We start from the raw sequence: 19,431 nt of genomic DNA, 5'->3' as shown, positions 1-19,431 counted from the left end.
AATTGTTCAGCACGCGTCCGGGCCACGATGAACAACTCCTCGTGGCCACGGAGCCGGTGCACGGCGTCGGACGGCAGCCGTTACGCCCCGGGCACCACCGGATACCGGGGAGGCGCGTTCCGTCGGCGTCCGCGGCGCACGAGCAGGGCTGTGACGAGCACCAGGACGAGCAGCAGTGCGCCGCCCACCGTCACCATCCAGGCGGGGACGCCGCCCCAGCGCAGCAGGACGTCCTGGTCATAGGTGCGGTGGAAGGGCCTGTCGGAGGCGGCGCGACGCAGCACGTGGTCCCCGGTGATCTTCTCCGGTTCGGGGAAGTTCTGCCGGAGCGCGGTGAGGTGCACGTCGCCGTCCGCCAGTTCCCGCACCAGTTCGGGCTGGTCGGCCGCCTCCAGCCGGTCCGCGAAGGTGACCTCGGGGGTACGTCCGCCGATCGAGTCGCGGGGTTCCATCCGGTGCGGAGCCAGGACGTACAGGCCCAGGCTCTGCGGCTCCCGGGCGGCTCGTGAAAGACGCATCGGGTAGACGAGCCGGTCGGAGGAGAAGGTGAGGTGCAGGGGCTGCAGGGCGCCCGAGAGAACGTCGCCCCCCGTGTCCTGCGCGCCACCGTCGCCGGCAGCACCCTCCTCACCGGCAGCACCCCCACCGTCGGCGGTCCCGCCACTGCCCGCAGCGCCGGGGGCATCCTGCTGCTTGCTCGGTGCCAGTCGTACGGCGACGTACTCCCAGTTCCGCTCGACGTAAGGCGCCAGTTCGTCGGCCACCCGGGGCGGGAGGCGGAAGCCGTTGCCGCGCAGCCAGTCGCGCAGCGCGCCGGGGTCATCGGCCGCGAGCCGGGCCACGTCGAAGGGCCCCAGCCGCTCGCGTCCCACCACGTCGACGCCGGGGCCCTGGGCCGCCGCACCGGGAGGCGCCGCAGCTCCGTCGGTGTCCTCGAAGGGCCAGTCCCCTGAGCGGGGCCAGAAGTAGGGCCGCTCCTCGGGCCGTGGCGCGGTGAGCGCGGCGAGTTCGTCGAACAGCCGGCTCTCCCCCAGCTCCACCGAGGCGCGGTGGGGTACCGGCATGATCCAGGCAGCCTCTTCGGCGTCACCGTGGACGGTCAGGCGCATGACGATCTGCTCGGTGCGCCCGTCCCAGCGCACCGCCGACGTCTCCTGGTTCACGCCGATACGGGACTGGTTCGCCGGCACCATCGCACCGCAGCCGCAGGCGTACGCGGGCCATGCGAGGGCCACGGTCTGGGCTCCCAGCAGTGCCAGCACGAGGGCCAGTGCCCGCAACGCGCCCCTCCCCCGCCCCACCGCGTACGCCCCGCCCCGCGCGGTACGTCCGCCACCGCTCCCGCCGACCTTGACCGCGCCCACCGTGGCGACTCCCTCACGTGCGTGCGTCCGGCCCGCCGCCGGTCAGCGCCGCACACCGCTGACCGACCATGTCCCTGCCATGACGTCGAGGCTCACCTGGCGGTTCCGCACCACCTTCTCCGGCCCCGTGGCGTGGCCGCCCGAGGGGGACACATCCGGACAGGTCACGGGTAAGGGCGACGCCATGACGCGCACCCGGACCCCCGAAGGGGCCATAGCCTTCGTGATAACTTGTAACTGATTGTCGCTGCTGAGACCGCAGGAGCGCGGAAGAAAGCGCGGAGAGGTGCACGCGATGTCGGAAACGGGAACGAAGAGCCCCCGCGAGCGGTACCGCGCACAGGTTCGCGGAGAGATCAAAGAGCGCGCGTGGGAGCAGATCGCCACGGCCGGAGCCTCCGCCCTCTCCCTCAACGCGATCGCCAAGCAGCTGGGCATGAGCGGACCGGCGCTCTACCGGTACTACGCCGGCCGCGACGAACTGATCACCGAACTCGTCAGGGACGCGTACCAAAGCCTCGCCGACACCATCCGCGCGGCCTCCGAGGCCGGCGCCGACGTGGCCGCGCTGGCGCACGCATGGCGCCGCTGGGCTCTGGAGGACCCGCACCGGTACCTTCTCGTCTTCGGCACACCCGTCCCCGGCTACCGCGCCCCCGACGACGTCACCACCGTCGCGTCCCAGATCATGACGGTCCTGATCGACGCCTTCGCGGCCCTCACCCCCGAGGCCCCCGTGACGCCGTTCGGCACCCACCTCGACAGCCACCGGGAGTGGGCCGCCGACAACCCCGCACCGTCCGCCGTCCTCCACCGCGCACTGACCCTCTGGACCCGGCTGCACGGCGTTCTGTCCCTGGAAGTCGCCGGCCACTTCGCCGGGATGGGCTTCGACCCCGCCTCGCTCTTCGCGGCCGAGTTGGACGCCCTGCTGGACCACTGACCGTCTCGCGGACTCTGGGGGCACCTCCCGCCCGCCCGGAGCCCGCGAGACGTCACTTTCTCTGGACGAGGCGCCACTTTCCGTCGTCGAGACCTCACTTCCCGTCGGCGAGGAAGGCGCGGTACCAGCCGAGGGTGTCCTCGACAGTGGCGTCCAACGCGAGCGGCTCGACCCCGAAGGCGTTCTGCATGGCGCTGGAGTCCATGACCTGGGGCTCGGTGTGCTGGTAGAACAGCTCGGCGTAAGAGTCCATGAACGTCCGGTCGAAGGGACCGAACGGGCTCGGCTCGCGCAGCACAGTGAGACGCAGGGGCCGTCCGAGCTTCGCCTCGATGGTCTCGAAGATTTGACGCGTGGTGCGAGCGGGCGCGGTGGGCAGGTGCCAGACGCGGCCGTCACCGTGCGGGTTCTCACCCAAAGTGGCAAGCCCCGCGGCGACGTTGCGGATGTCGGTGTAGCTGTGCGGCAGGTCGATGTCGCCCAGAGCCGCCACCTCGCCACCGGTCAGGGCACCGGGGAAGACGGCACCGCCCAGCGTCGAGTTGAGCACGCCGGGCCCGACGAAGTCGGCCGAGCGGCCCAGCACCACAGCGGCGCGGCCCTGCTGGTGCGCGGCCAGGTACTTCTCGTCCAGCTCGGCCCGCATCCTCCCCTTCTTGGTGGTAGCCCGCCACGGGGTGTCCTCGGTCATCACCTCACCGTGGGTCTCGCCGTACGGGTAGAGGGTGTCCAGGACGACCAGTCGGGCCCTCTCGGCTTCGACGGCGCCGAGGACCGCGTCCTGGATGCCCGGCATCATGTCGACCTGCAGGTGGTAGGCGACGTTGACGCAGTGGTAGACCACCGCGGCACCCTTGAGGGCGGCCCTGGCTCCCTCGACGGTGCCGACATCGCCGCGCACACGGGTCACGCCGTCGAGGACGGGGCCGGTGCCGGAGCGGTCGACGAGGTGGACCCGGTGGCCACGCGAGGCCAGCTCCGCGGCGAGCGTGGTGCCGGCCGGCCCGGCGCCGAGGACAACATGCAGGTCGTTTTCGGTAGCGCTCATTTTTTGTACACCCTTCCCGCCAGCTCCCCCCGGACTCGGTTGTCCGGCTCACTGGCTTGTTAGAGATTATAACGCACGCGATTATCTGTCACGCATGGGTGAGCTTCTAGAAGGGGACTGCGCGCCCCGGGGATCGCGGCTTGCGCGGCGCGGCACTGCACACGGCAGCGATGCTGCGCACGGCAAGGGAGCGCCTCGGAAAGCGCGTCACGAGAAGCCGGAGAAGGCGGGTGCAGAGGTGAGTGGCCCGACCTCGGCGGACGGCGACAGCCGTGAGGGGTCTGCTTCGATCGGCGCCGGGAGACGGTGACCGAGAAGCCCGCAAACCGAGCCGGGCAGACATGCCCGCGGGGCGGCGGGGCGCGTGGCGGAGACGCGGGGGCGGGCGCGGAGGGCAGAGCGAAGCCCCCCGAGAGCGAAGTCGAGGGGCGCACCGCCGATTCGGCGGTTTCAGCGTGGGCGCGGCGCGTCACGCCCGTTGCGCACGGGCGTGACGCGGTCGGCAGGTCCTACCCGTTGGCGAGTGCGGTCAGCTGCTCGGCCGAACCGTTGAAGCTGTCGTGGTCGCCCACGGTGGGACCGGTCGAGGTGTACTGCCAGAACGTGTGGAAGCCCCAGCCGGCGGGGAGCGCGCCAGGACCGTCGGCGTACCGCGCGACCCACAGCGGATTGGTCTCGCCGAATCCGGCGTTGTTGCCGGTGCACTGGGTCCACCAGTCGGTGGTGGTGTAGATGACGGCGTCCCGGCCCGTCCGGCTCTTGTAGGTGGCGGTGAAGTCCTTGATCCAGTTGACCATGGCGCCTTGGCTGAGCCCGTAGCAGGTCGCGCCGTACGGGTTGTACTCGATGTCGAGGACTCCGGGGAGGGTCTTGCCGTCCTTGCTCCAGCCCCCGCCGTGGTCGGCGAAGAAGTTGGCCTGGTCGGCGCCGCTGGAGTTGTCCGGGAGCGCGAAGTGGTAGGCGCCGCGGGTCATGCCGACGTCGTAGGACCCGTTGTACTGCTGCGTGAAGAAGTCGCTCTTGTAGCCCGTACCCTCGGTGGCCTTGACGTAGGCGAACCGCACGCCGCTGCCCCAGAGCGCCTGCCAGTCGACGTTGCCCTGGTGTCCGCTGACGTCGACGCCTTCGACGGAGGCGTCGAGGCCCGGGTTGCCGTCCTGCTTCCAGCCCTTGTGTACGGCGATGCCCGCGCCCATGTAGGCCTCGCCCGGCTGGAGTTCGCCGGGCCGGTCGGTGGCCTGCGCGGCGCCGGCCGCGCCGACGGACAGCGCGGAGAGGGCGAGGGAGAGCGCGGTCGCGACGAGGGCGCGCTTGCCGCGGGAGGAGGGGGCGGCGGAGGTGTCGCGGAGTCTGTCGTTGGACATGCCTGTCTCCAAGTGCTCGGTGGGGGGTGTACTGGTGTCGGTGTCCCGGACGGAGTGACAGGCGGGACCGGTCGACGGTCCGCCGGGACGGCGCCACGAGCCGAACGCCGACCGTGCGGCACGGTTGGCGCGAGCACGTCAAAATATAGGCAGCGTCGCTACCTGTGAGAAGAGCGTGCTGTCAATGCCGTTGGTCCAACCTGTGCACATCCCTCACCGGTCCCGCCCGGTCCGCGGCGAACCGGCCGCCGGTGGCCCGGGAACGGCGCCGTGGTAGTACATACACACACCATTGGGTGACGCGGTCAGGGAAGCCGGTGCGAATCCGGCGCGGTCCCGCCACTGTGACCGGCTCTGGGGCCACTCCAGAGCCGGGAGCCAGACAACTGGCGCGTCGCCGCTTCCTTCGACCCGGGGCGTGGACACCCCAGGAGAGGCTCACGCGTCATGTTCGACAGCGTATCGATGCAGGGTGCCGTCCCCCGGCGCCGCATACTCGCGGGAGCGGGCGCTCTCACGGCGACCGCGGCACTCGGCGCGTGCGGCGGCTCCGGCGGCGCGCCGGGCGGGGCAGGCGGCTCGCGGCTTCGCGCGGCGTTCAGCGCGGGCGGTTCCCAGGAGACGCTCGACCCGCACAAGACGCCCCTCTTCGTCGACCAGGCCCGCGCCAAGGCGCTGTACGACAGCGTGCTGACGTACAAGGACGACATGTCCGTCCAGGCCCGGCTGGCCGAGTCCTGGGACAGCGACCGTTCCGGCACGCGATGGACGGTGCGGCTGCGCGGGGCCGAGTTCCACGACGGGTCACCGGTGACCGCCGCCGACGTGCTGTGGAACTACCGGCGTATCGCCGATCCCGCGGTGGGCGCCCAGTCGGCGCAGCTCTTCTCGGCCGTCGACTTCGCGGCGAGCCGGGCCAAGGGCCGCGAGCTGACACTGGTGCTGAAGGAGCCGGACTTCGAGTTCGCCAGTGCGCTGGCCGCGCCCGGTACCGAAATCGTCCCGCGGGGCACGAAGAACTTCGCGCAGCCGGTGGGTTCCGGTCCTTTCCGGTACGGCTCGTTCGCCCCGGGCGGCTCGGCCGTGTTCCGGGCGTGGGACGGCCACTGGTCGGGCGGGCCGCACATCGAGGAACTGGAGTTCGTGCCCGTGAGCGAGGAGCGCGCACGGGTGAACGCGCTGCTGTCGGGACAGGTGCACTACGCGCACGACCTGTCCGCTGCCTCGGCCGGACGGCTCGACGGCAAGGACAGCGTCACGCTGCTCCAGACGAAGCTCAGCACCATGCAGGCCCTGCTGCTGCGGTTGAGCCGCGAGCCGTTCTCCGACGCTCGCCTGGTCGAGGCCTTCACCCTCGGTCTCGACCGCGAGGCCCTGGTGAAGGTGGCGTTGTCAGGGCGCGGCACCGTGGGCAACGATCTCTTCGGCAGGGGACTGCGCGGTTACCCGCAGGACCTGCCGCCCCGCGAGCGCGACGTCGACAGGGCACGCGCCCTCGTCAAGGCCGCTGGGGCGGAGGGGCTGCGCGTCCGGCTGGAGACCGGCCCCGCCGACGCGAGCTGGCAGAACGCCTCCTCGCTGATCGCCGGCCAGCTCAAGGAGATCGGCCTGGTGGTGGAGCCGAACGTACGCGCCGCGACGACCTACTTCGGCCAGATCAAGACGAAGGGCGTCGCCGCGCACAGCCGTACCGCGACGCTCCCGGTCCCCACCCATCTGCGCACCCGCCTGCTGACGGACGCCCCCAACAACCTCACCGGCTACCACTCCGCCAGGTTCGACCGGCTGATCGCCCAGGCCGCAGGCACCCGGGACGAGAAGGTCAGGTTGGAGCTGCTGGCCCGTGCGCAGCGTCTGGCCCGGGACGCCTCGGGCCAGCTCGTGTGGGGGTTCAGCGACTGGATCGTCGGGCTGGCCGCAGAGGTGCGGGGGCTGCGCGAGGCGCCCCCGAACTCCTGCGACTGGGCGCGGTTCGACACCGTCAGGATCGGCTGAAGAGGCTCGCTGTGGACCGCACGACCGCGACGGGATCCGTACCGTGTTCCGCTACGCGCTGAGCCGTGTCGCCGTCGCGGCAGGTCAGTGCTTCGCCGTGCTCGTCGCGGTCTTCGCGCTGACATCGCTGCTGCCCGGGGACACCGCCGACGTGCTGATCGGTGAGCAGGGCACCGAGGAGCAGGCCGCGCTGGTCCGCGCCCGGCTCGGCCTCGACCAGCCGGTGGTGAGCCGCTTCGGCTCCTGGCTCCACGCCGTGCTCCAAGGCGACTTCGGACGCTCGCTGGTCACCGGCCTCCCGGTCACGCACGAGGTCACGGCGCGCCTGGGGACGACCGCGCTGCTGGCCGGCTGCGCGCTCGCCGTCGTCGTGCCGCTGGCGCTGCTGCTGGGGGTGGCGAGTGGTCTTCGGGAGGGGTCCTGGATCGACCGGGCGCTCAACGGGGCGACGGTGCTGCTGCACGCCGTTCCCGAGTTCGTCCTCGGCCTGCTCCTGGTCGCCTGGCTCTCCCTGGGCCTGGGGCTGCTGCCTGCCACGGCCGCCGGCACCACGGGGGCCCAGCTGCCGGGCACGCCCCAGGTGCTGGTGCTGCCTGTGGGCGTCCTGGTGTCCCGGCAGTTGTGCGACCTGGCACGGCAGGTGCGCATCGGAGTGGCCGAGCGCAAGGACGGCCCGATGGCCTCCCACCTGCGCCTGCTCGGGCTTGACGAGCACCGGATCGTGGTCCGGCACGTCGTGCCGAACGCGCTCGCGCCCGCCGTCCAGCAACTGGCCCGCTGCGTCGACGGGTTGCTGGGCGGCGCGGTCGTCGTGGAGTCCCTGTTCGCGGTCAGCGGCCTGGGCACAGGGTTCGTCGAGGCGGTGCAGAACCGCGACCTGCCCGCCGTGCAGTGCTACGCGCTGGTGTTCGCACTGACAGCGGTCGCGGTGAACCTGCTGGCCGACCTCGCTGTGCACCGGCTGGTCCCGGTGCGGGAAGGACGCGCATGACCACCTCGGTGCGCCGGCGTCGGTGCCGCGGCGCCCCTCGCCGGCGGCGCCCCTGGGCCGGCGCGGCGAGTGCGGGAGCGGTCCTGCTGCCTGCCTTCCCGGTCCTCGTGGCCCTGGCCGGTCCCTTGCTGCCCCTCTCGGCCGCGCCCGGCGGCGCGCCGTCGGCACCGCCGGGGCCCGGGCACCTCCTGGGCACCGACGTGCTGGGCCGGGACGTTCTCGCTCTGGTGTCGCGGGGCGGGCTCTCGGTGCTCGGCATGACAGCCGCCACGCTGGTACTGGCGTACGCGGCCGGGGTGCCGTCGGGGCTGCTGGCCGCGCACGGCCGGCGGTGGATGGACGAGACCGTGATGCGCGGGCTCGACCTGCTGCTGGCCTTTCCCTCACTGCTGCTGTTGATGACTCTGGCAGCGACGGGGCACCGCGGGGCCGGCACGCTCGTGGCCGCCGCCGCTCTCGTGCAGGTGCCCGCGGTGGCGCGGCTGGTGCGCGCCACCGCGCTGGCGCCGGGCTGCCGCACGGCCGTGGAGGCGCTGCGGCTCCAGGGCGTGCCCGAATGGCGCGTCCAGTGCGGCTATGTGGCCAGGAGCGTGAGAGGCCCGCTGGTCACGGACGCAGGAAGCCGGTTCGGGCTGGTGCTCTACCTGCTCGCCTCCGCCAACTTCCTCGGCCTGGGGCTTCCCGCGGACTCCCCGGACTGGGCCGTGGTCATCGAGCGCAACACGGACGCGCTCTTCCTCCAGCCCGCGGCGGTCCTCATACCGGCAGGGCTGCTGATGGTGCTGTGCGTCGGCGCGAACCTGACGGCGGACCGCTTCCTCGCGCGGCACGAGGGGCGGTCGCGGTGACCGGCTCGGGGTCCGGCGCCGGCGTGGGGGCAGATGCCCGTACGAGCGTGGACGCGGACGCCCGTACGAGCGTGGACGCGGACGCCCGTACGAGCGTGGGCGCGGACGCCGGGGAACTGCTGAGGTTGCGCTCGCTGTCGGCGCGCTCGCGCGACGGTGCCACGCTGCTGGACGGGGTGAGCTTCGTTCTCGCCGCCGGCCGGGCGCTGGCCGTGACCGGTCCCTCCGGCAGCGGGAAGACCACCCTGGGGCTGGCCGCGCTCGGCTTCGAGCGGCCCGGCATCGCCTTGGGCGGCCGGGTGCTGCTGGGCGGAGCCGAACTGGTCGGCGCCTCCGCGGCCCAGCGGCGGGCCGCCAGGGCGGGCCTGGTCGCACACCTGCCGCAGGACCCGGCGAGCGTTCTCGATCCGGTGCGCCGCATCGGCAGCACACTCCGCGAGCTCGCCCGCTATGCCGGCAGCGGCTCCGCACGCGGGCGGCTGCGCCGTTCCGCGCGCGAGGCGGGGGTGCACGAGGCGCTGCGAGCCGCCGCGATACCGGAGGGCGCGAGGATGTTGCGCCGGTTTCCGCACCAACTGTCCGGGGGCCAGCAACAACGTGCCGCGCTGGCCACCGCGCTGATCACCCGACCGCGGCTGCTGGTACTGGACGAGCCGACCAGCGGCCTGGACCAGGACACGGCGACGGCCCTCACCGAACGGCTGCGGGGCATCAAGGAAGGCGGCACGGCCCTGCTGCTGCTCACCCACGATCTGCGGCTGGTGGACGAACTCGCCGACACCACCGCCGTGCTGGAGCGCGGCCGGATCGTCACCCCCGCCGACGCTCTCGCACCGGCTCCGCCCTCAGGCCGGCGGCGCGGTCGCGCTGGCAGCGCACGCGCCTCAGAGGGCGTGTCCGCACAGGAGGTGACCGTACGTGCCGGGCGGCACCGCGCGGCCCCCGTGCTCGAAGGGGTCAGCATGGCGTTTCCGCCTGGCAGCCGGACCGCGCTCGTCGGCCCGTCCGGATCGGGCAAGACGACCTTCGGCCGGGCGCTGGCGGGGCTGGCACCCGCCTCTTCGGGGCGGATCGTCGTGGACGGGCGCGTGCTGCCCGCGGACCTGCCCGGGCGCGACACGCAGCAGCGTCGGATCGTGCAGTATGTGCACCAGGACAGCCGGGCCTCCTTCGACGAGTTCCGCCCGGTGTCGGGTCAACTGGCCGACACCGGGCGCTTCCTGCGCGGGCTGCCACGCGCGGAGGCCGAAGCGGAGGCACGCGTCCTGGCCAGGGGGCTGGGTCTGGAGGACGAGTTGCTCTCCCGCCGCCCCGCAGCCCTCTCCGGCGGACAACTCCAGCGCTCGGCGCTGATCCGCGGGCTGCTGGCCCGCCCCAGGCTGCTGGTCTGCGACGAGGTGACCTCCGCGCTGGACAGCGAGGCGGCCCGCCTGGTGCTGGCGGCGCTCGACGAGGTGAGCCGGGCCGGCGGAGCGGTGCTGCTGATCACCCACGACACCGGGATCGCGCGGGAATGGGCCGAGACCGTGCTCCATGTCGACTCCGGACGCCTGCTGACCTCCGGTTAGGACGCGTCGCGGACCTCGACGAGTGGCTGCGACGAGCACGGTCTCAGGCGACCCTCACCCCAGAACTCCCGCAGGGCGGCGTTGACGGCGGCGGGCTCCTGGGTGTGGGGGTAGTACCCGGGCACCCGCAGGAGACGGCCCCCGAGGGAGTCGGTGAGGGACTCCGCCACGGCCATCAGAGGGAGCCCCACGTGCTCGCGGTACGCCGCAGGTGCCTGCTCCCAGGTGCCGCAGACCACCAGAACCGGCAGGGCCGCATCCCGGATCGGCGCCAGCGGGATCTCCGCCTCCCATACGGGCCGCTCCCGCATGGCGGTGGCAACGGCACGGAGCCGGCGCGGCGTCGGGTCGGGGGCGGGCATCCCCAACCCCTCGGTGGACGCCCGCAGATACTGCTGCGGCGTGATGTCCTCCGGGACGCCGGGGGCGCCGTCGCGCACGCGCGCGAGGAGGCCGGCGACGGCGGGACGGTCGGCGGCGGCCGTGAAGGCCGAGGGCTGGAGGAGGGCGAGAGAGCGGACGAGTCCGGGTCGGCGTGCGGCGGCGAGGAGTGCGACGACGGCACCGTTCCCGTGCCCCACGAGGTGGGTCCCGCCGTTCCCGCCGTCGTCGAGAATCTCCACGACGTCCTCGGCGTCTACGTCGAAGTCGCTGCGGGCGGTGTCCGGGCTGTCGCCGTAGCCCCGGCGGTCCATCAGGAGCAGCCGCCGGCTGTCGGCGAGGGGCCGCTGCCCGGCGAACCCGTAGGCGGAGTCGCTGCCCCAGGCGAAGATGTTGTGGACGAAGAGGGCAGGCGCCGCGTTCGAGTGGGCCGCACCCTGTCCCCCGTCGCGGTCGTCCCACACGGTCACGTGCACCGCTGACACAGGCCACCCTCCCCAGGCCGAGGAACCTCGACTTCCGGGAGGTCATTGGCCCACGGCGCGTGATCGTTCACGTCCGAGCTCTGCGTTCACGGCCGACCCTAGCCGTATCGGCCACGTACGGTCCAGGTGCGCGGAGTCGTCCTGCCTCCGCAGGTCGCCGCGCTCGCCGGGCGGACGAGCGCCGGGTAGAACGGCGGCGCCACCCTCGTCTAACCGTGCCGCCCCGGGCTGTCGGCGTCGCGCACGCCCGGGCCGCGGGCAGGCGCGGTGCTCGCGCGTACGACCAAGCGCGGTTCGACCAGCGCGGGCGCGGGCACGGCCTCAGGCGCGGTGATGTACCGCAGCAGGTGCGCGACGGCCAGCTCCCCCATCTGCGCGAACGGCTGGGCGACGGTGGTCAGCGGAGGCGAGCAGTACGCCGCCAGTTCGATGTCGTCGACGCCGACCACCGAGACGTCGTCGGGGACGCGCCTGCCCAGCTCGTGCAGCGCCCGCACGACCCCGAACGCCATCTCGTCGCTGGCCACGAAGACCGCGGTGACGTCGCGGATCCGTCCCAGTACGAGGCCGTTGCGGTGCCCGGACGCGGGTGACCAGTCGCCCTCCAGCGGCGGTGGCGCCGCGCGTCCCGCCGCTTCGAGCGTCGCACGCCACCCGTCCCGGCGGCTGGCGGCCTCCAGCCACTCCTCCGGACCCGCGATGTGCCAGACCGTCTCGTGGCCCAGGTCCAGCAGGTGCCGGGTGGCCAGGCGCGCCGCGAGGGATTGGTCGACGGCCACGACCTCGGTGGCGTCGGTGCGTGAACCGTCGATGGTGAGAGTGGGTGTGGCCCGGGTGAGTTGTTCGAGCCGCGGGCTGCTGTGGATCAGCGGCACCGCCAGGATGATTCCCTCGACGCCCTGGTCGGTGAGCCGGGAGAGGGCGGCCTCGATGGCGGAGGTGTCGAGCGAGGCGGTGGTCGCGGTGCTGACCGCGTACCCCGCTTCCTGGGCCGCGCGCTCGATGCCCGAGGTGACCGCTGCCCGCGTGTAGAAGCTGGTCCGCAGGGTGACCACGCCGAGCGTGCGGCTGCGGCCCGAGGAGAGCATGCGAGCGGCGTTGTTGCGGCGGTAGTCGAGCTGTGCGACCGCTGCCATCACCTTGGCGCGCGTCGTGGCCTGCACGTTGGGATGGTCGGAGAGCACGCGCGACACCGTCTGCGCGGAGACCCCCGCGGCCCGGGCCACGTCCGTCATGCTCGGCGGCCGCTTCCCGCCGTCGTCCTGCTTCGTCATGGTCCCCGCTTCGAAGCACTCCACGTGGTGATACCGCCAACACGGCCTGTCAGCCGGAATCGTACAGCGCTCCGCGCAGCCCGGGAAACGACCCTTGGCATCGCTAACATCGTCTGCCATAGTTTCGGCCATCAGCGGTCGGCAGCCCCGAGGGCTCCAGCCGGCGTCTCGTGCTGATCGTCGACCTGCGGGGGCCCTTCCTCCGCCCTGTCATGGCATCCAGGAGGAGCTGTGAAGCGGTCCACTGCCCGATGTGCCGGACTGGCGGGAGCTCTCGCTCTGGCCCTCACCGTCTCCGGGTGCGCCGGGTCCGGTTCGGCCTCCGGGAAGGCATCGATAACATTCTGGGGCTGGGCTCCTGGTTACGCGGACGCTGTCAAGGCGTTCAACGCCGGCCACCCGGACATCGACGTCGACTACCAGTCGGTGCAGCCCGGCGCCAAGGGCGGCTACCAGAAGATGCTCAACGCCGTGAAGGCCGGCAACGCGCCCTGCCTGGCCCAGGTCGGGTACGAGACGATACCCAGCTTCGCGACGCAGGGCGCGTTGGAGAACGTCGCCGAGTACGCCTCCCCGGACAAAGGCGATTACGTGGACGCCGCCTGGCAGTCGGTGACCCTGGCGGGCAACGTCTACGGTGCCCCCGTCGACACGGGACCCATGGCGCTGTTCTACAACAAGAAGGTCTTCGACTCGCTCGGCCTCAAGCCCCCGAAGACCTGGGCGGAGTACAGGACCGCGGCGAAGCGGATCCACGCCTCGGACCCGGAGCGCCACATCTCCTCGCCCTACATGGACTACGACTACGCGGGGCTCGCCTGGCAGGCGGGCGCCAAGTGGTTCGGGACCGCGCACGACTCCTGGCAGACGACCATGGACTCGGCGGCGAACAAGAAGGTCGCGGACTACTGGCAGTCACTCACGGACGACGGCCTGATCAGCAGCGCGCCGATGTACGACCAGGCCTGGTACACCGGGCTCGGCAACGGTGACATCGCCACGGTCGTCGGCGCCGTGTGGCAGGCCGGGACCATCAAGGGCGGGGTGAAGAAGGCGTCCGGCGACTGGGCCGTGGCGCCGATGCCGCAGTGGAAGGAGGGCGAGAAGCGGGTCGGCAACTCGGGCGGGTCCGCCACCGCCGTCCTCAAGGGCTGCGACGACCCCGAGGCCGCCTGGGAGTTCGCACACTGGATGAGCACCGACAAGAAGGCGTTCGGCGGCCTCGTCGACAAGGCCGCGCTGTATCCGGCCGCCACCGACCTGCTCGACCTGCCGCAGCTGAAGCCCGACCCCTACTTCGGCGGTCAGAACATCTACGAGGTGTTCGCCGACGCGTCCCCGCACGTCGACCCGGACTGGACGTGGGGCCCGCTGATGACCAAGACGTCGACCGACCTCAACGACGGCCTCGGCAAGGCGTGGGTGGGCAAGGGAAGCATCGCCGGCGCGCTGCGCACCGCGCAGGACAAGACCCGCACGGAGATGAAGAAACAGGGCCTGTCGGTCTCGGACTAGGACCTCTCGGCGCCTCATGCCGGGCCCGCGTCCCGGCGCGCCCGGCCTCGCTTCCGCCCCGTGCGCGTGTGCCGCGCGGCTCCCCCGGACGCGACGCCCTCCGCGGCACCAGTCCCACCCGCCCGCCGCGCTCCCGACGCCCACCTCGCAGCTTCCAGGTAAGGAAGACAGACCGTGACCCACCTCGCCGATCCGGTACGGGCCAGCGCCCACCGGGGCACCGACGGCACCTCGCCGCCGGGCCGCAGCCGCCGCCCGAGCACCCGCACGACTCCCCGCGCGCGCCGGCTGAGACCGCTGCTGTTCTGCGCGCCGTTCATCGTGCTGTTCGCCGGCATGTACCTGGCGCCCATCGCCTACGCGGCCGTCAGCAGCCTGTTCGCCCTGCACCGCACCGGGCTCGGACTCACCGCGCCCACCGCGAGGTTCGACCCGCTCAGTAACTACACCCAGGCGCTCCAGGACGACGCGTTCACCTCCTCGCTCGTCCGGGTCGCGCTGTTCGGCGTGGTCCAGGTGCCCGTGATGCTGGGTATCGCGCTGCTGCTGGCCCTGCTGTTCGACGCCAAGTCCGCGCGGGGCAGGGGCTTCTTCCGGCTCTCCAGCTTCCTCCCGTACGCCATCCCCGGCGTGAGCGCCGCGCTCGTCTGGTCGTTCATGTACTCCTCGCAGTCGAGCCCGATCAACCGGCTGCTGGAGCCTCTCGGCGCGGCCGTCCCCTTCTTCGACGAGGACCTGGCCCTGTGGTCCGTGGCCAACATCGTCACCTGGAGTTGGGCCGGCTACAACGCCATCATCATCTACTCCGCCCTCCAGTCGATCCCCTCCGAGGTGCTGGAAGCCGCACGGATGGACGGCGCCTCGGCCATCCGGATCGCCTGGAGCATCAAGATCCCGGCCGTGCGCGGGGCGCTGGTCCTCACCACCGTGTTCTCCATCATCGGCTCGGCCCAGCTGTTCAACGAGCCGACGGTGCTGCAGCCCGTCTCCGGGGGGTCCATCTCCTCCACCTTCACCCCCATCATGTCCGCGCAGAGCGCCGTGGCAGCGGGCAACCACCACTACGCGGCGGCCCAGTCCGTGCTGCTCGCGGTGGCGGTGGGCGTGGTGTCCTTCGCGTTCTTCAAGCTGACCGAGCGAAAGGGCCAGGCATGAGCACGGTGTCAGGGAAGCGGGTCGCGCTGCGACCACGGCGGGAGACCGCCCCTCTCAGCCGGGGCGCCGTCTTGGGCCTGCTCGGCCTGTCCGCCCTGTACTTCCTGTTTCCGCTGTGGTGGCTCGTCGTGTCGGCGAGCAAACCGTTCGGCGAGCAGTTCTCCGGTACGGGACTGTGGTTCGACGGCTTCGGCCTGTTCGACAACATCGCGCGGCTCAGCAGCCAGGACGGCGGCATCTTCTGGCGCTGGATGCTCAACAGCGTGCTGTACTGCGGAGTCGGTGCGCTGGTCGGCACGGCGCTGTCGGCACTGACCGGCTACGCGCTCGCCAAGTACGACTTCCCCGGGCGCGGTGCCCTCTTCGGGACCATCCTGGCGGCCGTGCTGGTGCCCAAGGTGCTCTTCACGCTGCCGCTGTACCTGATGTTCTCCGGGGTCCACCTGATCGACAACCCGCTCGCGGTACTGCTTCCGAGCGTGGTCAGCCCGTTCGGTGTCTACCTGGCGCGCGTGTTCGCCGCCCAGACGGTGCCGGACGAGGTTTTGGAGTCCGGACGGCTCGACGGCGCGGGCGAGTTCCGGATCTTCCGCAGCATCGGTCTGCGGATGATGCTGCCCGCGCTGGTGACGATCTTCCTGTTCCAGCTCGTGGAGATCTGGAACAACTACCTGCTGCCCTCGATGGTGCTCGGCGACGACAGGCTGCAGCCGGTCACCGTCGGCCTGGTCGGCTGGAACGCCAGCCATGTCGCGGTGCCTCCACCGCTGGTGGTCATCGGGTCGCTGGTGTCCGTCATCCCCCTCGTGATCGCTTTCCTCGCGCTCCAGCGGTTCTGGCGCGCGGGCATGACCGCCGGAGCTCTCAAGTGACCCCACCGACCACCGGACCCGCCGCCTCGTCCGCCGGGCGAGCGGCGGCCACCCTGACGCACGCCGACGGCCGGTTCCTGCGCGGCGGCCGGCCCCACCGGGTGCTGTCCGGCTCGCTGCACTACTTCCGCGTCCACCCCGACCACTGGGCGGACCGCCTGGACCGGCTGGCGGCCCTCGGGCTCAACACGGTGGACACCTACGTCCCATGGAACTTCCACGAGCGCCACCCCGAGGACATCCGCTTCGACGGGTGGCGCGACCTGCCGCGCTTCGTCCAGCTGGCTCAGCGGGCCGGTCTGGACGTGATCGTGAGGCCGGGACCGTACATCTGCGCCGAGTGGGACAACGGCGGGCTGCCGGCCTGGCTCACCGGCACCCCCGGCATGCGGCCGCGCACGAGCCATCCGCCGTTCCTGGACGCTGTCGGCCGCTGGTTCGACGCACTCATCCCGAAGGTGGCCGCGTTGCAGGCCGCCCGCGGCGGCCCCGTCGTCGCCGTGCAGATCGAGAACGAGTACGGAAGTTACGGCGACGACCACCGCTACCTGCGCTGGGTCCGCGACGCCCTCGTCGACCGCGGCATCACCGAACTCCTCTACACCGCCGACGGACCCACACCGCTGATGCTGGACGGCGGCACGCTGCCCGGCGAGCTGACGGCAGCCACGTTCGGCTCGCGGCCCGCCGACGCCGCCGCACTGCTGCACACGCGCCGCCAGGGCGAGCCCTTCTTCTGCGCGGAGTTCTGGAACGGCTGGTTCGACCACTGGGGCGAGAAACACCATGTGCGCTCCGCCGACAGCGCTGCGGGCACCGTGCGCGAACTCCTCGACGCCGACGGCTCGATCAGCCTGTACATGGCACACGGCGGCAGCAACTTCGGCCTGTGGGCGGGCGCCAACCACGACGGGGAGACCTTCCAGCCGACCGTCACCAGTTACGACTCGGACGCGCCGATTGCCGAACACGGCGCGCTCACCCCCAAGTTCCACGCGCTGCGCGCGACGCTCGCCACCGCGCTCGGTGCCGCGGCACCACAGCGGCCGCTGCCCGCCGACCCGCCCCTGCTGGCGCCCCGGACACTGCCGGTGTCCCGGCAGGCCGCCCTGCTGGAGGCGTTGCGTGCGACCACCGATCCGGTACACGCGCCGTCACCGCTCAGCTTCGAGGAACTGGGGCAGTCCGCGGGCCTGGTGCTCTACACGGCGCATCCCCTGGTGCCCCCGGGCCGGCAGGAGGTGACCGTGACGGGGCTGCACGACCGCGCCCAGATCTTCCTCGACGGCGTACCCGCGGCCGTACTCGACCGCGAGACGGCCTCCTTCACCGTGGAAGGCACGGGAGAGCGCACCAGGCTGGAGCTGCTGGTGGAGAACCAGGGACGGATCAACTACGGGCCGCTCCTGGGCCAGGGCAAGGGCATCCTCGGCGGAGTCCGGGTGGAACGCCGACTCGTGCACGGGTGGTCCATGCACCGGCTCCCGCTGGACGCGTGGACGTCCCAGGAGACCGCCCACGCCGCCTCGGCCGCCGCGCCAGGTGGTACGGCCGGTTTCGCCCACGCACACCTCGAACTCGTCGAACCCGCCGACACCTTCCTCGCCCTGCCCGGCTTCGCCAAGGGGTTCGTCTGGGTCAACGGCACACTGCTCGGACGCTACTGGGAGGTGGGGCCCCAACGCACGCTCTACGTGCCCGGGCCCCTCCTCCGCGCCGGTGCCAACACCCTCACCGTCTTGGAACTCGAACGGTTCGGTGGGCACCTCGCCCTCGTCGACCGGCCAGAGCTGGGACCGGCAGAGCAGTACGTCGAGACGTTCGAGTGACGGGCGGACGCCGCGCGCACCGGCCACTCCCCCGGGCGCGGCGCCGTGACGGGCGCGCCGACGCCGGGCGCCCGTCAAGGCGGGTGCCGGGCCCCTCGGCCAGGCACCGGGTCCCTCGGGCAGGCGCCCGGCTACCGTGGCGCCATGGCGTCACCGTCTCGTCTCGACCGGTTCCACCGAAGGCACCCCTGGAGCCACAACGACCATTACGGACCGTGGGTCGCCCGCCAGGTGGCCGCTGCCGGTGCCCGGCACATCCTCGACGTCGGCTGCGGCACGGGGAACCTCGCCGCGCTGCTGCGCCGGCGCGCCGCCACCGTGACCGGCCTCGAACCCGACCGGGACACCGCCCGCATCGCGGCGGAACGCTTCGCCGACGACCCCTCGGTCGACATCGTCGAAGCCGACTTCGCGGGGCGCGACATCCGGCAGCGCTGGGACGCCGTCACCCTCGTCGCCGTACTGCACCATCTTCCGCTGGCGCCGACACTGCGGGAGCTGCGTGGCTGCCTGTCCCCCGGCGGGCGCCTCGTGGTCGTCGGCTGCTACCGGGAGGCCGGGCCCATCGACCTGCTCACCGCTCTGCCGGCCGCGCTCGCGAACCCCGTCGTGGCACTGGTCAAACACCCGGCCCGGGCCGCGGCGCCGCCCCCGCACATGACGGCGCCGACCCGCGAACCGCTGGAGACCTTGGAGGAGATCCGGGCCGCCGCCGCACGGGAGCTGCCCGGCGCCCGGATACGCCGCCGCCTGTTCTGGCGGTACACCCTGGTCTACGACGCGCCCGTGGCCCCCGGCCCGGCCTGACCTCCTCCAGGGCGGACGCGGTCTCCTGCCGCGGGGGCGGGACCGCGCTCCCGGTACAGCAGGCCGGCTCAGGCGGTACGGGTCCAACGCCACACGTGGTCTCCCCGCGTGCCGGTCCTGCCGTCGGGCGAGGTCAAGGACCGCTCCACGGTCTCCCGCGTCTCCACGCGCCAGGTGGGCGGCAGAGCAAGTCCGTCGAGCACGCCTTGGAGCGTCGGGAAAACCGCGTCGAACGGGTACTCGTCCTCCTCCATCCAGGACGGCCAGCCGGCGTGCATGACGATGAGCAGGGTGCCTCCTGGTGCCACCGCTTCGGCGGCCCGTGCGAGCACGCCGTCCTGGTCGAGCGCGACAGGTGACTGGAGGAACTGCGCGCTGACCAGGTCGAACCCGCCCTCGGGAAAGCTGAGTCCGAGTTCGTGCTGCTCGAACGCCGTCCGCTCGGCGAGACCGGCCTCCGCGGCGTGCGCGGCCGCCCGCTCCAGCGCCGTGGAGGAGATGTCCACGCCGGTCGCCCGCCAACCGCGCGAGGCCAGCCACAGCACGTCACTCCCCTCGCCACAGCCGAGGTCCAGGGCAGTGCCCGGTTCCAGAGCGTCGACCTCACGGACGAGCAGCGGGTTCGGATCACCGCTCCAGAGGCGTTCGCTGGAGCGGTAGCGTTCTTCCCAGAACTGCGCCGGGGCCTGAGGCTGCGGTGTAGACATCGGGGCTCCTTCGGGATGACTGCGTGGTACCGGCGGCACCTGAACCCAGAGTCGCCAGACGGACGCAGACCGGTCAAACACCGTTGCCGGTCCGGCAAACGCACCTTCGGGCGTGGGACGGACGAGCGGGGGCACGGACAAGAGACAGGCCCGGTCAGTGGTGGCCGTGGCTGCTCTCGATCTCGCGGTACTCCTCCTGCGTGGGCTTGGGAATCTGCCCGGAATCGCCGTAGTAGCCCTTCGACAGGCGCGACCGCAGCTTCTGACCACGGCCGACCTTGCGCC

Annotated in this window: 16 protein-coding genes and 1 riboswitch; of the genes, 10 read left to right on the top strand and 6 right to left on the bottom strand. The window is 72.1% G+C overall.

Features of this window, described 5'->3' with window-relative positions; all coding sequences use genetic code 11:
• Window positions 1-80 precede the first annotated feature (80 nt).
• Window positions 81-1,280 carry a DUF2330 domain-containing protein gene (locus DTL70_RS29705; protein WP_245980110.1) on the bottom strand — a complete coding sequence of 400 codons (1,200 nt, stop codon included), beginning with the start codon at window positions 1,278-1,280 and terminating at the stop codon, window positions 81-83.
• A gap of 379 nt (window positions 1,281-1,659) precedes the next feature.
• Here DTL70_RS29705 and DTL70_RS29700 point away from each other — a divergent pair, with 379 nt between their 5' ends.
• Window positions 1,660-2,307, top strand: coding sequence for a TetR/AcrR family transcriptional regulator (locus DTL70_RS29700; protein ID WP_114025097.1), 648 nt, complete (start codon window positions 1,660-1,662; stop codon window positions 2,305-2,307).
• 94 nt (window positions 2,308-2,401) lie between these two features.
• On the opposite strand, the gene DTL70_RS29695 is transcribed toward DTL70_RS29700, so the two are convergent.
• Both DTL70_RS29695 and DTL70_RS29690 read right to left on the bottom strand, forming a co-directional pair.
• A complete protein-coding gene (locus DTL70_RS29695) occupies window positions 2,402-3,355 on the bottom strand; it encodes an NAD-dependent epimerase/dehydratase family protein (RefSeq protein ID WP_114025096.1) in 954 nt (317 codons plus the stop codon).
• 509 nt (window positions 3,356-3,864) lie between these two features.
• On the bottom strand, window positions 3,865-4,719 hold the full coding sequence (locus tag DTL70_RS29690; RefSeq protein ID WP_114025095.1) for a lysozyme: 855 nt from the start codon (window positions 4,717-4,719) through the stop codon (window positions 3,865-3,867).
• Between the two features lie 285 nt (window positions 4,720-5,004).
• Window positions 5,005-5,127: riboswitch (cobalamin riboswitch) on the top strand.
• A 39-nt stretch (window positions 5,128-5,166) separates the two neighbouring features.
• Between DTL70_RS29690 and DTL70_RS29685 the strand changes: the two genes are divergently transcribed.
• From DTL70_RS29685 to DTL70_RS29670, 4 genes are read left to right on the top strand one after another with little or no spacing between them, the layout of a single operon-like run.
• A complete protein-coding gene (locus tag DTL70_RS29685; protein WP_245980023.1) occupies window positions 5,167-6,714 on the top strand; it encodes an ABC transporter substrate-binding protein in 1,548 nt (515 codons plus the stop codon).
• 43 nt (window positions 6,715-6,757) lie between these two features.
• Window positions 6,758-7,705, top strand: a complete 948-nt coding sequence (locus DTL70_RS29680) for an ABC transporter permease (protein ID WP_114025094.1) — start codon at window positions 6,758-6,760, stop codon at window positions 7,703-7,705.
• Window positions 7,702-8,553 (top strand): ABC transporter permease, encoded by an 852-nt coding sequence (locus DTL70_RS29675; protein ID WP_114025093.1) that lies wholly within the window; start codon window positions 7,702-7,704, stop codon window positions 8,551-8,553. The genes DTL70_RS29680 and DTL70_RS29675 overlap by 4 nt, the downstream gene beginning before the upstream one ends.
• Window positions 8,554-8,576: 23 nt before the next feature.
• Window positions 8,577-10,121 (top strand): ABC transporter ATP-binding protein, encoded by a 1,545-nt coding sequence (locus DTL70_RS29670; protein ID WP_220183674.1) that lies wholly within the window; start codon window positions 8,577-8,579, stop codon window positions 10,119-10,121.
• Here DTL70_RS29670 and DTL70_RS29665 read toward each other — a convergent pair.
• Both DTL70_RS29665 and DTL70_RS29660 read right to left on the bottom strand, forming a co-directional pair.
• Window positions 10,118-10,987, bottom strand: coding sequence for an alpha/beta fold hydrolase (locus DTL70_RS29665; protein WP_114025092.1), 870 nt, complete (start codon window positions 10,985-10,987; stop codon window positions 10,118-10,120). The two genes, DTL70_RS29670 and DTL70_RS29665, sit on opposite strands and share 4 nt — an antisense overlap.
• Before the next feature lie 209 nt (window positions 10,988-11,196).
• Window positions 11,197-12,261, bottom strand: coding sequence for a LacI family DNA-binding transcriptional regulator (locus DTL70_RS29660; RefSeq protein WP_114025269.1), 1,065 nt, complete (start codon window positions 12,259-12,261; stop codon window positions 11,197-11,199).
• 231 nt (window positions 12,262-12,492) lie between these two features.
• Here DTL70_RS29660 and DTL70_RS29655 point away from each other — a divergent pair, with 231 nt between their 5' ends.
• The 5 genes from DTL70_RS29655 (at window position 12,493) to DTL70_RS29635 (ending at window position 18,439) form a co-directional block, all read left to right on the top strand.
• Window positions 12,493-13,776 (top strand): ABC transporter substrate-binding protein, encoded by a 1,284-nt coding sequence (locus DTL70_RS29655; RefSeq protein WP_114025091.1) that lies wholly within the window; start codon window positions 12,493-12,495, stop codon window positions 13,774-13,776.
• A gap of 174 nt (window positions 13,777-13,950) precedes the next feature.
• Entirely contained in the window at window positions 13,951-14,931 is a 981-nt protein-coding gene (locus tag DTL70_RS29650) for a carbohydrate ABC transporter permease (protein ID WP_342776522.1), read from the top strand.
• Window positions 14,928-15,803 carry a carbohydrate ABC transporter permease gene (locus DTL70_RS29645; RefSeq protein ID WP_114025090.1) on the top strand — a complete coding sequence of 292 codons (876 nt, stop codon included), beginning with the start codon at window positions 14,928-14,930 and terminating at the stop codon, window positions 15,801-15,803. Before DTL70_RS29650 ends, DTL70_RS29645 begins: the two co-directional genes overlap by 4 nt.
• Window positions 15,800-17,632 carry a glycoside hydrolase family 35 protein gene (locus tag DTL70_RS29640; protein WP_114025089.1) on the top strand — a complete coding sequence of 611 codons (1,833 nt, stop codon included), beginning with the start codon at window positions 15,800-15,802 and terminating at the stop codon, window positions 17,630-17,632. The genes DTL70_RS29645 and DTL70_RS29640 overlap by 4 nt, the downstream gene beginning before the upstream one ends.
• 144 nt (window positions 17,633-17,776) lie before the next feature.
• Window positions 17,777-18,439: a class I SAM-dependent methyltransferase gene (locus DTL70_RS29635; protein ID WP_114025088.1), complete on the top strand. Its 663-nt coding sequence runs from the start codon at window positions 17,777-17,779 to the stop codon at window positions 18,437-18,439.
• 68 nt (window positions 18,440-18,507) lie between these two features.
• Here the strand turns inward: DTL70_RS29635 and DTL70_RS29630 are convergent, their stop codons facing one another.
• Window positions 18,508-19,146, bottom strand: a complete 639-nt coding sequence (locus DTL70_RS29630) for a class I SAM-dependent methyltransferase (RefSeq protein WP_114025087.1) — start codon at window positions 19,144-19,146, stop codon at window positions 18,508-18,510.
• Window positions 19,147-19,431: the final 285 nt, after the last annotated feature.

The organism is Streptomyces diacarni (genome assembly GCF_003323715.1).
GTDB lineage: Bacteria > Actinomycetota > Actinomycetes > Streptomycetales > Streptomycetaceae > Streptomyces > Streptomyces diacarni.
Note: the sequence above shows the minus strand (reverse complement) of the source record. Positions and strands in the feature narration are given on the sequence as shown.